We start from the raw sequence: 13,076 nt of genomic DNA, 5'->3' as shown, positions 1-13,076 counted from the left end.
CCCAGGCAATCCCCCTCACCCTGCCTGCTCCACCGGCGTCACCGTCAACTCCACCCGTTGCGCGCCGCGCAACACCGTCACGTTGACCGGCTTGTCGATACGCGAAGCATCGAGCGTGCGTTGCAGAGCATCCACATCGTGCACCGGCTGCGCGTCGATCGCGACGATCGTGTCGTCGGTGCGCAAGCCGCCGAGCGCGGCCGGACTGCCTTTGACGATCTCCATCACGTGCACGCCGCTTTGCGTGCCGAGCCCGAAATAGCGCTGCACGCGCCGCGACAGCGGCGTCGTCGTGCCGGCCACGCCGATATACGCGCGTCGCACGCGACCGTGCGCGAAGATCTGCATGATGACCCACTTCGCGGTATCGATCGCCGTCGCAAAACAGATGGCCTGTGCGCCAGGAATGATCGCGGTATTCACGCCGATCACCTGACCCGCCGAATTGATCAGCGGTCCGCCCGAGTTGCCCGGATTCAACGCCGCGTCGGTCTGGATCACGTCGTAGATCATGCGGCCGGAGTTCGAGCGCAGCGACCGGCCGAGCGCCGAAACGACGCCGGTCGTCACGGTCTGTTGCAGCCCGAGCGGGTTGCCGACCGCAATGGCGATCTGCCCGACGCGCAGCTTCGATGATTCGCCGAGTTCGACATGCGGCAGCGGTTCCGGCGAACCGATGCGCAGCACCGCGAGATCGCTGCCGGGATCGTCGCCGACCAGATCGGCGTCGAACTTCGCGCCGTCGGCCAGCGTCACCTGGATATGCGTCGCGCCATGCACGACGTGGCTATTGGTCAGCAGGTAGCCGTCGGGCGTGAACAGGAAGCCCGAGCCAGTGCCGCCGCGCGCGCCGCGCCCATGCGCGGACGCGTCGCCGGGCAGCCGGCGTTCGACGGCGATAAACGCGACCGCCTGCTGCACGCGCTCCAGTGCACCGATCACCGTGCGAGAGTAGGCGTCGAGTAGAGCGTCGTCGTCGTGGGTCAAAAGGTCGGTGGATTGGGGCCCGGGGGCGTCGGATGCGGCGCTCGACAGGTCATCGATGAAGCGTGGGCGGCTTCCCATAACGATGCTCCGGATAGACGGGCTCCGAGATGCGGGGCGCTGCGCGAGTTTTCAAGTGCATCCCGGGGGCGTCGGCGGCGTGCCGGCCGCGCCGCCAGACCGGTGGCCACTGCCCGTGAGACACTTTCCCGGGCGGGCCGTCGCTCGCCGCTCGCTCGCGCCTCGGAGACCCTGTTCATGTCCGCATCTAACGCTTCAGCGCCGCAATCCCCGCCGCCGGGTCCACGCATCGAGTCGCTCAGCGCGATCACGCTCGCCACCGGCGACATGCAGCGCGCCGTCGCGTTCTACGAAGCGCGCGGCTTCCCGCTCAAGTTCGGCGGTCCGCGCGAGGCCTTCACGTCGTTCGCGTTCGGTAGTTCGTATTTGAACCTGATCGCCGATGCGCGCGCGCCCGTCAACTGGTGGGGGCGCGTGATCATCTACGTGTCGGACGTCGACGCGTTCTATGCCGGGGCGGTGGCGGCAGGCTTGCAGCCGTCGTGCGCGCCGTCGGATGCGCCGTGGGGCGAGCGCTATTTTCATATCACCGATCCGGACGGCCACGAACTGAGCTTCGCGCGGCCGCTGCCCTAGCGGTGGAAGTCGAGACCAAACTCGCTATCATGGGGTTAATACGCATGTGCAGCGGCCGCCCACGCGGTAACACGGCTGACACCTCGAGCTTCGATAATCGAACGCGACCGCGTCGCGCTAGCCGCCGCGCGCCATCCCATTCCTGTTGCGAGGAGAGCCGCAATGAAAGAGCCAGACCCGACACCCGATATCGAACTGATGGCGGAGCGGCAACGCCGTTTCGAGGAAGACCTCATCGACGCCTACGACGAAGAACTCGAAATGGAGGTCGACGACCGCATCATCGATGGCCCGGGCGGCTTTACGCCCGAGCATCGCGAGGCGCGCAAGCAGTACTTCCGCGAACTGTTCCGGCTGCAGGGAGAACTGGTCAAGCTGCAGGACTGGATCGTCGCGACCGGGCACCGGCTCGTCGTGATCTTCGAGGGGCGCGACGCGGCCGGCAAGGGCGGCGCGATCAAGCGCATCACACAGCGCCTCAATCCGCGCGTGTGCCGCGTGGCCGCATTGCCCGCGCCGAACAATCGCGAGCGCACGCAATGGTATTTCCAGCGCTATGTATCGCATCTGCCGGCGGGCGGCGAGATGGTGCTATTCGATCGCAGCTGGTACAACCGCGCGGGCGTCGAGCGCGTGATGAACTTCTGCACCGACGAGGAATACGAAGAGTTTTTCCGCTCGGTGCCGGAGTTCGAAAAGATGCTGGCGCGCAGCGGCGTGCAGATCCTCAAGTACTGGTTTTCGATCACCGACGAAGAGCAGGAAATCCGCTTCCAGAACCGCATTCGCGATCCGCTCAAGCAGTGGAAGCTGAGTCCGATGGATCTGGAAAGCCGGCGCCGCTGGGAAGCCTATACGCTGGCGAAGGAGGTGATGCTGCAGCGCTCGCATATCCCCGAGGCGCCGTGGTGGGTCGTGCAGGCCGTCGACAAGAAACGCGCGCGCCTGAACTGCATTCAGCATCTGCTGAGCCAGGTGCCGTATCACGAAATCGAGCATCCGCAGATCGACTTGCCCTCGCGTGTCTATCACGAAGACTATAGCCGTCAGCCGGTGCCTCAGTCGATGATCGTGCCGGAGCTGTATTAAAAGCGGATCGTATGAAATAGCTGGCCAACGAAAAAGCGCGGTACGTGTATGAGCGTACCGCGCTTTTCTTCTTGCTTCGCCCCGCCAGATCGGCGAACTCAGAACACCGAACGGAATACCCAGAACAGCCCGCCCGCGAGCGCGATCGACGCGGGCAACGTCAGCACCCATGCGAGGATCAGACTGCGCACCGTGGCCCATTGCAGACCCGAGCCGTTGGCCGCCATCGTGCCGGCCACGCCGGAAGAGAGCACATGGGTCGTCGACACCGGCAGACCGTAGACGTCGGCTGCACCGATCGTGACCATCGCGACGAGTTCAGCCGACGCGCCCTGGCCGTACGTCAGATGCTGTTTGCCGATCTTCTCGCCCACCGTCACGACGATGCGCTTCCAGCCGACCATCGTGCCGAGACCCAGCGCGATCGCGACCGCCACCTTGACCCACGGCGGAATAAACTTGGTCGCGTGGTCGATCTGCGTCCTGAAGTTGGCGATGATCTTCGCGTCCTCGGGCGAGAACTGCGGCTGATTGGCCTTCTGCATCAGACGGATCGCCTCGGAGGTGACATACATGTTGTTGCGCACGTTATCGACGATGCCTTGCGGCACCGCGGCCATCGAGCCCGACTCGCCGACCTGGCGACCGATCTGCTCGGTCAGCTGCTGCAGCGCCGGCAGCGTGGCGGGCGTCAACTGACGGGTGCGCACGAAGGCCTCGACGTCGGCGCGCGGATCCGCGGAAGGCGCCGCGCCCTGCGTGTAGCGCGACAGCGTCGCCACGGTTTGATGCGCGACCGCGACGAAGTTCTGCGTTTGCGCCGGCGTGACCGCCTTGTTCAGCGCGTAGGCGGTGGGAACGGTACCGATCAGGATCAGCATGATCAGCCCCATGCCTTTCTGGCCGTCGTTCGAGCCATGCGCGAACGACACGCCCGTGCAGGTCAGAATCAGCAGGCAGCGAATCCAGAACGGCGGCGGCTCCTTGCCCTTCGGCTCGGCATACAGCGCGGGCACGCGCACGACGGCCTTCAGGATCAGCAGCAGCAAGCCCGCAAGCAGAAAGCCCACGATCGGCGAAAACAGCAGCGACTTGCCGACGCCGAGCGCCTGATTCCAGTCCACGCCACTGGTGCCGTTCGCACCATGCAGCATCTGATTCATCAGACCTACGCCGATGATCGAGCCGATCAGCGTGTGCGAACTCGAAGACGGCAGGCCCAAAGACCACGTGCCCAGATTCCAGATGATCGCGGCGATCAGCAGCGCGAATACCATCGCGAAGCCGGCGCTGCTGCCAACCTGCAGAATCAACTCGACGGGCAGCAGTTGCAGCACGCCGAAGGCGACCGCTCCGCTCGACGTCAGCACGCCCAGAAAATTCCACGCGCCAGACCAGACCACCGCGATATTCGGCGTCAGCGAGTGGGTATAGATGACGGTGGCGACGGCGTTGGCCGTATCGTGAAAGCCATTGACGAACTCGAAGCCGAGCGCGATCAGCAGCGCGACACCGAGCAGCAGATACGGCAGCACCGAGCTTTCGCGTACGGGCTGCAGGTCGTCTATCAGATGAACGCCGCAGTACACGACGCCCGCGATGAGCAGGGCAACGAAAATAACCAGGCCGGCGCTACGGCCTTTGCCGCTGGCGGCGCCTGGTTGCGGATACGAAAGTTCCGGCATGACGTGAGCCCCAAAAAGTGGTCGCAGAGTTTTTGATGCTGCTTTCGCTGTGTGTCGCAATGATGACAACTGCGTGACGACATTGGGGGCGCAGGAAAAACAGACGCGGCGCGGCCTATGCTGCGCCGCTCACGCCGGTAAAGACTACGCAGGCTGGTGGACGGGAATAGTAAGACGTCCGAAGCGGACTAAGGAAGTGATGAATAACACGAACGGCGAGTGGGCTTCGGTTGCGCTCACGATGCGCTGACTACTTCGCCGCTTGCGCTGCCACCGAGGGTGCGTTTATAAGCTTCCGCGACGATTTCCGCCGGTACCCCTTGCGACGGATCGCGGCCCATCGACTCGAGCGTTTCGGCGACCCACCCCGGGCTCACCACATTGACGCGGGCCTTGCCCCGCAATTCGAGCGCGGCCGAGCGCGCAAACGCTTCGACACCCGCATTGACGATGCTGACGGCGGCGCTGCCTTCCATCGGCTGTTGCGCGAGCACGCCGCTCGTCAGTGTGAACGAGCCGCCTTGCGACACATGGTCCACGCCGCAACGCACCAGATTGACCTGCCCCATCAGTTTATTGGCAAGACTAAAAGAAAAGTCTTCGTCGCCAAGCGCCGCGAGCGGCGCGAATTTTGCCGAGCCGGCCGCGCAGACGATCGCGTCGAAGCTGCCGGATTGCGCAAACATCGCTTCGATGCTGCTTTTGTCCGACAGGTCGACGTGCAATTCCGAGCCTTTGCGGCTCGCGCCCACCACGTCATGCTCGGTGGCGAGCAGCCTCACGATGTGCGAACCGAGCAGGCCGGTCGCACCGACAACGAGTATTCGCATACATCCTCCTAAGGTCTGTTTGCGGCATTTGCCGCGCTGCACACCGCATCGTCAAGCCGGAGCACTCGCCGAACCGAACCGTGCAACGCGCGATCCTATTGGTCGAGGATAGACGCTGCCGGCGCGACGCGCCAACGCCTGAGGGAAGGGCCGGCTGACACGCGCCCGATCCTCCTGAGCATCATTTTTGCTACGCTGGAAGTAAGGTCATGTTTCCCGGGAGCGTCGATGAAGCAAGACAGCGAGACAGTCAACGAGCCGGTAGAGGACGAACCGGCACAGCGAGCCTTCACTTCCTATGCCGCGCCGCTCGTCGATGAGGCGATCCGGCTCGCCAAAGGGGTGCACGGCGACGCGTCACCCGAAGCGCTGCACAAACTGCGCGTTTCACTGCGGCGTTTGCGTTCGCTATGGTGGGCTTTCGCACCGCTGCTCGACAAGGGCGAAAATTCCCGGCAACGCGCGGTCTACAAGTTTCTCGCCACCGCGGCGGGTAAAGCGCGCGATTGGGACATCCTGATCGCGTTGCTCAAGCAGCAAGACAGCGGCGCGCAAGCATTGATGCCGAAGCTCGAGCAGGCGCGCCGCGACACGTTGGCGACCAGCCGCGAGACGTTGTTGAACGCCGACGTCAAACACCTGCTGCGCGATGCGTTGGCCACCACTTCCGCGCAACTGCACGCCACGCACGATTCGGCTATTGCGCTGCGCAATTTTGCCGCTCGACGCATAGGGGCGTCGGAGCACTCATTGAAAAAGCGCATCAAACGCGCGCGCCATGCGAAACGCTCGAATTACGCAGCCTTTCACGATGTCAGAAAAGCGGGCAAGAAACTGCGCTACCTGTTCGAGTTTTTCGGGCCGGTGCTTAAAACCAGCCATAAGCGCACGCTCAAGCGCCTGAAAAAAATCCAGAAGCGCTTCGGCATGCTCAACGATACCGTCGCGAGCGAAACGCTGTTGCGCGATAATGCCGCGTCGCTTGCCGACGCGGACCACATCGAAGCCGCGTTGGGTTGGCTCGACAGGAAACGCAAACGCCGCTTGCGCGCGGCGTCGGAGCTACTGGGCTGAGAGAGCGCGTTCGGTCCTCGCTAGCGCGGAGGATCCGCAGCCCAAAAATGCACGGCGCACCGCGCTGCGGTCCGAAAGAATAGTCCGCGAAGGAGGCGAGGAGCGTGGCGCCGCATGGGCTTTCGCTGCGTCATCGGCTGCGCCTGACTTGCGCGCCCTTCGAGCCGGGATGCCCCGCTATGTGGGCAACCGCCCGTGGGTGGCCGGCGTCGCCGGCACGCTCGTCGCGTTGGCGATGTCGATCCTGACGGCGGTGGAGGTCGGCGAAGGCCGCCGCGAAATGCTCGATCATGCGCGCCAGACGTCGCAAAACCTCGTGTCGATCATTTCCGCCGATCTCGCGCGCAACGTCGAAATCTATAGTCTGTCGCTGCAATCGATGGTGGATGCCGCGGGCGATCCGCTCACCTGGACGCTGCCGGTCCCGGTTCGCCAGGCGATGCTGTTCGATCGCGCGACCACCGCTGCGTTTCTCGGCGGTGCGTATATAGTCGGCGCCGACGGTGAAGTGGCCGCCGCGCAGTACGCCGACGCCAACACCACCGTCCATCTCGACGATCGCGAATACTTTCAGGTGCAGCAGCGCAATCCGGCGGCGGGCCTGTATTTCTCCATCCATTCATGTCGCGGCTGCGTGGCGGCAAGCTGTCGATCGCGCTGACGCGGCGCATCGACGATGCGCAAGGCCGCTTTGCCGGCATCGCGCTGCTCGCGATTCGCATCGAGAACTTCCAGCACCTGCTGGACCGGATCGACACCGGCGAGCAGGGCTCGGTTTTCATCGTGATGGCGGACGGCACGCTGCTCGCGCGCAAGCCGATCGACGCGCTCGCTATCGGCACCAGCGTCGCAAAGTCGCCGACGTTCGCACCGATGACGGTGCACGACTCCGACAGCTACGTATCGGTCTCGCCGGTCGACGGTGTGCGTCGCATCTTCACCTACACGCACGTACCGGGCACGCCGCTGATCGTGGCCGTCGCGCCCGCTGTCGATGACGTGCTCGCGCCGTGGCAGCGTCGCAGTCACGTGGCCGCCGCGCTGACCATCTCGTTCGGCTCGGTGTTCGTGCTCGTGTCGTGGCTGCTCGCGTTCGCGCTGCGCGACAAACAGCGCGCGCAGGCCGCGCTGCTGCGTCTTGCCGCGACCGATCCGCTGACCGGGCTCAACAATCGCCGCGTGCTCGACAAGCGGCTCGACGACGAATGGAAGCGGGCGCGACGCGAGAACAAGCCGCTGTCGGTGCTGTTCATCGATATCGATCACTTCAAGCGTTTCAACGATACCTACGGCCATGAGAGCGGCGACGAGGTATTGGTCGCGGTGGCTGATTGCATCGCGTCCGTGGCGCGGAGCAGATTCGTCGCAAGGTGGAAAACCAGGTCATCGTGCGCGGACACGATGCGCCGCAGGCGGTGACGGTGAGCGTCGGCTGCGCAACGGCGCTGCCGAGCGCCATGGATTTCGCGAACGGACTCGAGCTGCTGGCCGCCGCTGACGGACAGTTGTATGTGGCGAAGAACGAAGGGCGCAATCGCACCCGGTCGGCGCAGTGGGACGAGTATTCGGCGACGCAGGGGGCGTCGCGCACTGGGGCGGTGCTTTAACGCCAGGTGTTCATTCGCGTGGGCGGGCGCTTCGTCGGCGCAGATTGTCGCGATGCGGCGCGATTCAGGCGCGGTCCGCACTGCGCGGCGCGAAGCCGCGCAACGTCACCGCCGCAGGTGTTTCGTCCCGCGACGCCGAGCGCGGCCGATTGGCGGCCGAACCATCCGCGTGAGCCAGCAAGCCCACCGGGAAGCCACGCCGCTGCCATGCATCGAGCCCGCCGCGCAGTGCGCGAATCCGCGTGTAGCCATTGCTGCGCATATGCTGCGAGACTTCGAGCGCGGTCGCGCTGTCCGGGCAGATGCAATAGATGACCAGGTCGTATGTGCGCAGCGCGCCGTCGATCTGCTCAGGCGAATGCGGATCGAGCGCGCGCGCGTCGGGAATCTGGCGTCGCAGATCGAGCAGCGGAGCGCCGGGCCGCGCATCGAGCACGCGGGACGGCGCCATGCGGCGCAGGCGACCGGAGCGCCGCCTGCGCCACGGCATGCTCCACGCGGCGGCACTCGCCGATGAGGCCCGCGTCGGCGCGGCCAGCATCGGTGCGGCTTCGGCCGACGTGGCTCGCGTGAACCGGCGCCGTTCGTAATATCGCAGATACAGCCGGTAGAGCAGATAGACGAGCGCCACCGCAAGAAGAATGTCGGCGATTGTGCCGCCGCGCTGCTCGACGAACGCACGCAGCATATGCACCTCGCGTTCCACGGCCGCGCCGCCGAGCAGCCAGAACGTCGCCCACGCGGTCACGCTCGCCAGATCCCATAGTGCGTAGATGCGGATGTCGACGGCGGTCGTACCCATTAGCGGCGGCGTGATCAGGCCGAGGCCGGGCACGAACTTCGAAATCGACACGAGCGGCACGCCATAGCGTTCGAATAGCGCGCGCGCGGTTTCCAGCCTCGTATCGACGGCAGGCGACAAGCGGCCGAGCCACGAAAGCAGTTTGCGTCCATACAGCCGGCCCGCCGCGAACCAGGTGCCGTCGCCGATCAGTGCGCCCAGCACCGCCGCGCCGAGGGTCGGCCAGAACGCCAGGGTGCCCGCGGCGATCGCCGAGCCCGCGAACAGCAGCATCGGTACGGCCGGAATCGGTACGCCGAGGCGCGTCAGCAGGACGTTGACGAACACGATAGTGCTGCCCCAGGTTGAAACCGCCGACAACGGAAACTCGACCAATTGAGGCGCTCCTGTCGCTGCTGTTGGGCTGGCATGCGTGGACGGCCGGTGTCGAACATCGGCCTCAATCGCCAATACGCAACTAACTGTCAACCCCGCGTGCCCACCGCAACGTGGCCGGCGCTTGAAGAGAGTGCGCGCGGGCGCGCACTCTGGATTCGCAGGGGCGGGGGCTGCATCGTCAACGAACCACAAGCAGTCCCCGGGTCCACCTCATCAGGTATTCGGCACCGACATCACGCCCGGATTCCCGACGATCGCCAGAAACTCGCGCCGTGTCGACGGATCGGTGCGGAACGTGCCGAGCATGCGCGACGTGACCATCGTGACGCCCGCCTTGTGCACGCCACGCGTCGACATGCACTGATGCGCGGCTTCGAGAATCACGCCCACGCCGGCCGGCTGCAGCACGTCGTTCAGCGTATCGGCGATCTGCACCGTCATCTTTTCCTGAATCTGCAGCCGTTTCGCGAACGCATCGACGAGACGCGCGAGCTTCGAAATGCCGACCACGCGATGATTCGGCAGATACGCGACGTGCGCGCGTCCGATGATCGGCACCATATGGTGCTCGCAATAGCTTTCGAAGCGGATGTCCTTCAGCACGATCATTTCGTCGTAGCCGTCCACTTCGGAGAAGGTACGCGCGAGGATATCGCGCGGATCGATCTGATAGCCGACGAAGAACTCCTCGTAAGCGCGCGTCACGCGTGCCGGCGTGTCGATCAGGCCCTCGCGCTGCGGATCGTCGCCGGCCCAGCGCAGCAGCACGCGCACGGCTGCCTCGGCTTCTTCGCGGCTCGGGCGTTCGGCGGCCGCTACGGGTTTGGTTTTTTTTGCCTTGCTGCTGGTCATGCGTCGTCCTCCTGGATCGCGCGTCGACGCTGCGCGACGCGCGGGGTCAGTAACTGAGGTCATTGTTCCATGTTTTGCCCTGAAGGTGCCGATGCCCCTTTCGCGGCCGGGGCAGTCGCGGGCGTGCTGCGCACGGCTACTTCGGCCATTCGTCCATCGCGTCGTTGAACAGCTCGGCGACCACGCCGCGCAGCCAGCCGAGGCGTGGATCGTTATGAAACTTGCGATGCCAGTGCTGCCGCAGATCGAAGCGCGGCAACGGCAGCGGCGGCTCGACGAGCATGATCGACGCATGCTCCGACACGTACGCGAAGCCGATCGCGTGCGGCACGGTCGCGAGCAGATCGGTGCGCGCGAGGATGAAAGGCAGGCTCATGAAGTGCGGCGTTTCGAGCACCGCGCGCCGTCTGATGCGTTTCTTTTCGAGGTACTGCTCGAGCACTTCCTGGCTGCGTCCCTCGGCGCGCACGACCGCATGCCCGGACGCCACGTATTGCTCGAGCGTGAGCGGCCCCTTCGACAGCGGATGTCCGCTGCGCATCAGGCAGATGAAGCGATGCGTAAAGAGCCGCTGTTGAAAGAAGTTGTTGCCCGCAAGGTCCGGAAAATAGCCGACGGCGAGATCGACGTCGCCCGATTCGAGCCCGCGTTCCACTTGCGACGGCGACAGCGTGACCGAGCGCAGATTCGCGGACGGCGCGCGCTCGGCGAACAGCTGTAAAAGACGCGGCAGAAACACGATTTCGCCGACGTCGGACAGCGCGATCGAAAACGTGTGCGTGCTCGTCGCCGGATCGAAATCCTGCACGTCGAGCATGCCTTTCTCGATGCGCAGCAACGCGTCGCGCGCGGCGGGCAGGATCGCGAGTGCTCGCGGTGTCGGCTCCATGCCTTTCGATGTGCGCACGAACAGCGGATCGTCGAAGTATTCGCGCAGGCGCCCAAGCGCGGTGCTCACGCGCGGCTGGCTCACGCCGAGCTGCTCGGCGGCGCGGCTCACGTTGCGCGTATCTTCCATCGCGACCAGATAGGGGATCAGGTTCAGATCCAGATGTGTCTCGGACATGCTTGTTATGGCTCGCGGGGCGGGTGGGCAGGGGAATGCTTATGCCGTATCGTTATAGAGCCTAGTTGAAAAATCGCCCATAAGGATAGTGGGAACTTGCGCGGCCGGCATTTTCGCGCGCAGGGCGAGTGCAGGACGACGGCATCCCGGACCTTCGCCGCCGCGCGCGGCGACCTATGATGAAGGGGGTTTCCCTGCCTTGACAATCGGCCCACCGGACAACCATAATCGCCGAGGCGTTCGCTAAACGAATCACTGTTCACGCAACGAACAAATTCAGCGGCGAATCAATCGAAGGCGCCAGCCCGCTCTCCCCTCGCGAGCCGTCGCCAGCATGCCCGGAGACTGTTTCCGCGCGTGATTTGCCGGTTACGACTGTCAGCCCAGCGGCACGTAGCGCCCCCAAAGGAAATTCGACATGATCAACAAGATTTTCGAGACACTTCAATCGGCGGTCGCCGATGTCCACGACGGCGCGACCGTCATGATCGGCGGCTTCGGCACGGCCGGCATGCCGTCCGAGTTGATCGACGCGCTGATCGAGCAGGGCGCGCGCGAGCTCACCATCGTCAACAACAACGCAGGTAACGGCGATATCGGCCTCGCGGCGCTGCTGAAGGCCAAGCGCGTGCGCAAGATCATCTGCTCGTTCCCGCGTCAGACCGACTCGTATGTGTTCGACGCGCTCTATCGCGCCGGCGAACTCGAACTCGAACTCGTGCCGCAAGGCAACCTCGCCGAGCGCATCCGCGCGGCGGGCGCGGGCGTCGGCGGCTTCTTCACGCCGACCGCGTACGGCACCAAGCTCGCCGAAGGCAAGGAAACGCGCCTGATCGACGGCCGTCACTACGTTCTCGAAGCGCCGCTGCACGCGGACTTCGCGCTGATCAAGGCGTACAAGGGCGATCGCTGGGGCAACCTGATCTATCGCAAGACCGCGCGTAACTTCGGGCCGATCATGGCGAGCGCCGCGAAGACCGCGATCGTGCAGGTGTCGGAAGTGGTGCCGCTCGGCGGCCTCGACCCGGAAGAAATCGTCACGCCCGGCATTTTCGTGCAACGCGTGATCGCGGTGCCGCAAGCGGCGCATGCCCCCACGCCCAATCCTCACGACGCTGCTGCCTGACCCGGAGACCGACATGAAGAAACTGACTCGCGATGAAATGGCCAAGCGCGTTGCCCAGGACATCCCTGAAGGCGCTTACGTGAACCTCGGCATCGGTGTACCGACGCTGGTGGCGAACCACCTCGCCGCAGACAAGGAAATCTTCCTGCACAGCGAAAACGGTCTGCTCGGCATGGGCCCCGCACCGGCGAAGGGCCAGGAAGACGACGAACTGATCAACGCCGGCAAGCAGCACGTCACGCTGCTGACGGGCGGCGCCTACTTCCATCACGCGGATTCGTTCGCGATGATGCGGGGCGGCCATCTGGACTTCTGCGTGCTCGGCGCGTTCCAGGTGTCGGCGAAGGGCGATCTCGCGAACTGGCACACCGGCGCACCCGACGCGATTCCGGCGGTCGGGGGCGCGATGGACCTCGCGATCGGCGCGAAGCAGGTCTACGTGATGATGGAGCACCTGACCAAGCAGGGCGAGAGCAAGATCACCGCCGAGTGCTCGTACCCGGTCACCGGTATCGGTTGCGTGACCCGTATCTATACGGACCTCGCAATGATCGACGTCACGAAGGAAGGCCTCGTCGTGCGCGAGATTTTCACGGACATCGGCTTCGACGAACTGCTGAAGCTGACCGGTGTGCCAATGACCGACGGCACGCAGGCCGCGCGCGCGGCCTGATGGTTCGCTGAGGCGTCGCGGCGGCGGTCTGCTTTGCGGCCGCGTCGATGGCGTCTCGTCTGAAAGCAGCATTGCGCGAACGGGTCAGCGCTGTCGGGGCAAACTCCTCGTCAGCGCTGGCCTGGCAACTTCAGCGACGGGTTGACCGCGTTTGGCGCACAATACGCAGCACATACCGCGGCATACGCACGGCACGAGCGCGGAGCAAGCGCGCTACGAGCGCTTGCTCCGCCACGGCGTCTGCTTCGAACCG

At 64.8% G+C, this 13,076-nt stretch carries 14 protein-coding genes; 8 read left to right on the top strand and 6 right to left on the bottom strand.

The annotated features are described in order from the left end of the window. Nucleotides 1-15: 15 nt before the first annotated feature. A complete protein-coding gene (locus tag OKW45_RS10985) occupies nucleotides 16-1,065 on the bottom strand; it encodes a S1C family serine protease (protein WP_429467990.1) in 1,050 nt (349 codons plus the stop codon). 177 nt (nucleotides 1,066-1,242) lie between these two features. On the opposite strand from OKW45_RS10985, the gene OKW45_RS10980 reads away from it, so the two are divergent. Then, entirely contained in the window at nucleotides 1,243-1,641 is a 399-nt protein-coding gene (locus OKW45_RS10980) for a VOC family protein (protein ID WP_429467988.1), read from the top strand. A 162-nt stretch (nucleotides 1,642-1,803) separates the two neighbouring features. After that, complete coding sequence (ppk2, locus tag OKW45_RS10975; protein ID WP_429467986.1) at nucleotides 1,804-2,730, top strand: polyphosphate kinase 2; 927 nt, start codon at nucleotides 1,804-1,806, stop codon at nucleotides 2,728-2,730. Nucleotides 2,731-2,828: 98 nt separating this feature from the next. Here the strand turns inward: ppk2 and OKW45_RS10970 are convergent, their stop codons facing one another. Then, nucleotides 2,829-4,415, bottom strand: coding sequence for an inorganic phosphate transporter (locus OKW45_RS10970; protein ID WP_429467983.1), 1,587 nt, complete (start codon nucleotides 4,413-4,415; stop codon nucleotides 2,829-2,831). Between the two features lie 236 nt (nucleotides 4,416-4,651). After that, nucleotides 4,652-5,245 (bottom strand): short chain dehydrogenase, encoded by a 594-nt coding sequence (locus OKW45_RS10965; protein WP_429467980.1) that lies wholly within the window; start codon nucleotides 5,243-5,245, stop codon nucleotides 4,652-4,654. A 228-nt stretch (nucleotides 5,246-5,473) separates the two neighbouring features. Between OKW45_RS10965 and OKW45_RS10960 the strand changes: the two genes are divergently transcribed. The 4 genes from OKW45_RS10960 (at nucleotide 5,474) to OKW45_RS10945 (ending at nucleotide 7,926) form a co-directional block, all read left to right on the top strand. Then, a complete protein-coding gene (locus tag OKW45_RS10960; RefSeq protein ID WP_429467978.1) occupies nucleotides 5,474-6,319 on the top strand; it encodes a CHAD domain-containing protein in 846 nt (281 codons plus the stop codon). A gap of 169 nt (nucleotides 6,320-6,488) precedes the next feature. Next, nucleotides 6,489-6,980, top strand: coding sequence for a PDC sensor domain-containing protein (locus OKW45_RS10955; protein ID WP_429467976.1), 492 nt, complete (start codon nucleotides 6,489-6,491; stop codon nucleotides 6,978-6,980). Then, complete coding sequence (locus tag OKW45_RS10950) at nucleotides 6,941-7,738, top strand: GGDEF domain-containing protein (RefSeq protein ID WP_429467973.1); 798 nt, start codon at nucleotides 6,941-6,943, stop codon at nucleotides 7,736-7,738. The genes OKW45_RS10955 and OKW45_RS10950 overlap by 40 nt, the downstream gene beginning before the upstream one ends. Then, on the top strand, nucleotides 7,708-7,926 hold the full coding sequence (locus tag OKW45_RS10945; protein WP_429467971.1) for a nucleotidyl cyclase domain-containing protein: 219 nt from the start codon (nucleotides 7,708-7,710) through the stop codon (nucleotides 7,924-7,926). The genes OKW45_RS10950 and OKW45_RS10945 overlap by 31 nt, the downstream gene beginning before the upstream one ends. Nucleotides 7,927-7,990: 64 nt before the next feature. Here OKW45_RS10945 and OKW45_RS10940 read toward each other — a convergent pair whose 3' ends face one another. The 3 genes from OKW45_RS10940 to OKW45_RS10930 all read right to left on the bottom strand — a co-directional run bounded on the left by OKW45_RS10940 (nucleotide 7,991) and on the right by OKW45_RS10930 (nucleotide 11,024). Continuing rightward, a complete protein-coding gene (locus OKW45_RS10940) occupies nucleotides 7,991-9,103 on the bottom strand; it encodes a VTT domain-containing protein (RefSeq protein WP_429467968.1) in 1,113 nt (370 codons plus the stop codon). A 216-nt stretch (nucleotides 9,104-9,319) separates the two neighbouring features. Beyond that, nucleotides 9,320-9,958 (bottom strand): GTP cyclohydrolase I FolE, encoded by a 639-nt coding sequence (gene folE / locus OKW45_RS10935; protein WP_018423573.1) that lies wholly within the window; start codon nucleotides 9,956-9,958, stop codon nucleotides 9,320-9,322. 136 nt (nucleotides 9,959-10,094) lie between these two features. Then, entirely contained in the window at nucleotides 10,095-11,024 is a 930-nt protein-coding gene (locus OKW45_RS10930) for a LysR family transcriptional regulator (RefSeq protein WP_018423572.1), read from the bottom strand. A gap of 418 nt (nucleotides 11,025-11,442) precedes the next feature. Between OKW45_RS10930 and OKW45_RS10925 the strand changes: the two genes are divergently transcribed. After that, a complete protein-coding gene (locus OKW45_RS10925; protein WP_429467966.1) occupies nucleotides 11,443-12,150 on the top strand; it encodes a 3-oxoacid CoA-transferase subunit A in 708 nt (235 codons plus the stop codon). A 13-nt stretch (nucleotides 12,151-12,163) separates the two neighbouring features. After that, a complete protein-coding gene (locus OKW45_RS10920; RefSeq protein ID WP_018423570.1) occupies nucleotides 12,164-12,823 on the top strand; it encodes a 3-oxoacid CoA-transferase subunit B in 660 nt (219 codons plus the stop codon). Nucleotides 12,824-13,076: the final 253 nt, after the last annotated feature.

The sequence above is a fragment of the Paraburkholderia lebeckiae genome (assembly GCF_050436225.1).
Taxonomy (GTDB): Bacteria; Pseudomonadota; Gammaproteobacteria; order Burkholderiales; family Burkholderiaceae; genus Paraburkholderia; species Paraburkholderia tuberum.
The sequence above is the reverse complement of the archived record's forward strand: the minus strand, read 5'-3'. Positions and strand labels throughout refer to the sequence as shown.

Bases quoted from the DNA above. Each gene is read 5' to 3' on its own strand.
- OKW45_RS10985 (WP_429467990.1), bottom strand. From the start codon at position 1,065: ATGGGAAGCCGCCCACGCTTCATCGATGACCTGTCGAGCGCCGCATCC.
- OKW45_RS10980 (WP_429467988.1), top strand. From the start codon at position 1,243: ATGTCCGCATCTAACGCTTCAGCGCCGCAATCCCCGCCGCCGGGTCCA.
- ppk2 (WP_429467986.1), top strand. From the start codon at position 1,804: ATGAAAGAGCCAGACCCGACACCCGATATCGAACTGATGGCGGAGCGG.
- OKW45_RS10970 (WP_429467983.1), bottom strand. From the start codon at position 4,415: ATGCCGGAACTTTCGTATCCGCAACCAGGCGCCGCCAGCGGCAAAGGC.
- OKW45_RS10965 (WP_429467980.1), bottom strand. From the start codon at position 5,245: ATGCGAATACTCGTTGTCGGTGCGACCGGCCTGCTCGGTTCGCACATC.
- OKW45_RS10960 (WP_429467978.1), top strand. From the start codon at position 5,474: ATGAAGCAAGACAGCGAGACAGTCAACGAGCCGGTAGAGGACGAACCG.
- OKW45_RS10955 (WP_429467976.1), top strand. From the start codon at position 6,489: ATGCCCCGCTATGTGGGCAACCGCCCGTGGGTGGCCGGCGTCGCCGGC.
- OKW45_RS10950 (WP_429467973.1), top strand. From the start codon at position 6,941: ATGTCGCGGCTGCGTGGCGGCAAGCTGTCGATCGCGCTGACGCGGCGC.
- folE (WP_018423573.1), bottom strand. From the start codon at position 9,958: ATGACCAGCAGCAAGGCAAAAAAAACCAAACCCGTAGCGGCCGCCGAA.
- OKW45_RS10930 (WP_018423572.1), bottom strand. From the start codon at position 11,024: ATGTCCGAGACACATCTGGATCTGAACCTGATCCCCTATCTGGTCGCG.
- OKW45_RS10925 (WP_429467966.1), top strand. From the start codon at position 11,443: ATGATCAACAAGATTTTCGAGACACTTCAATCGGCGGTCGCCGATGTC.
- OKW45_RS10920 (WP_018423570.1), top strand. From the start codon at position 12,164: ATGAAGAAACTGACTCGCGATGAAATGGCCAAGCGCGTTGCCCAGGAC.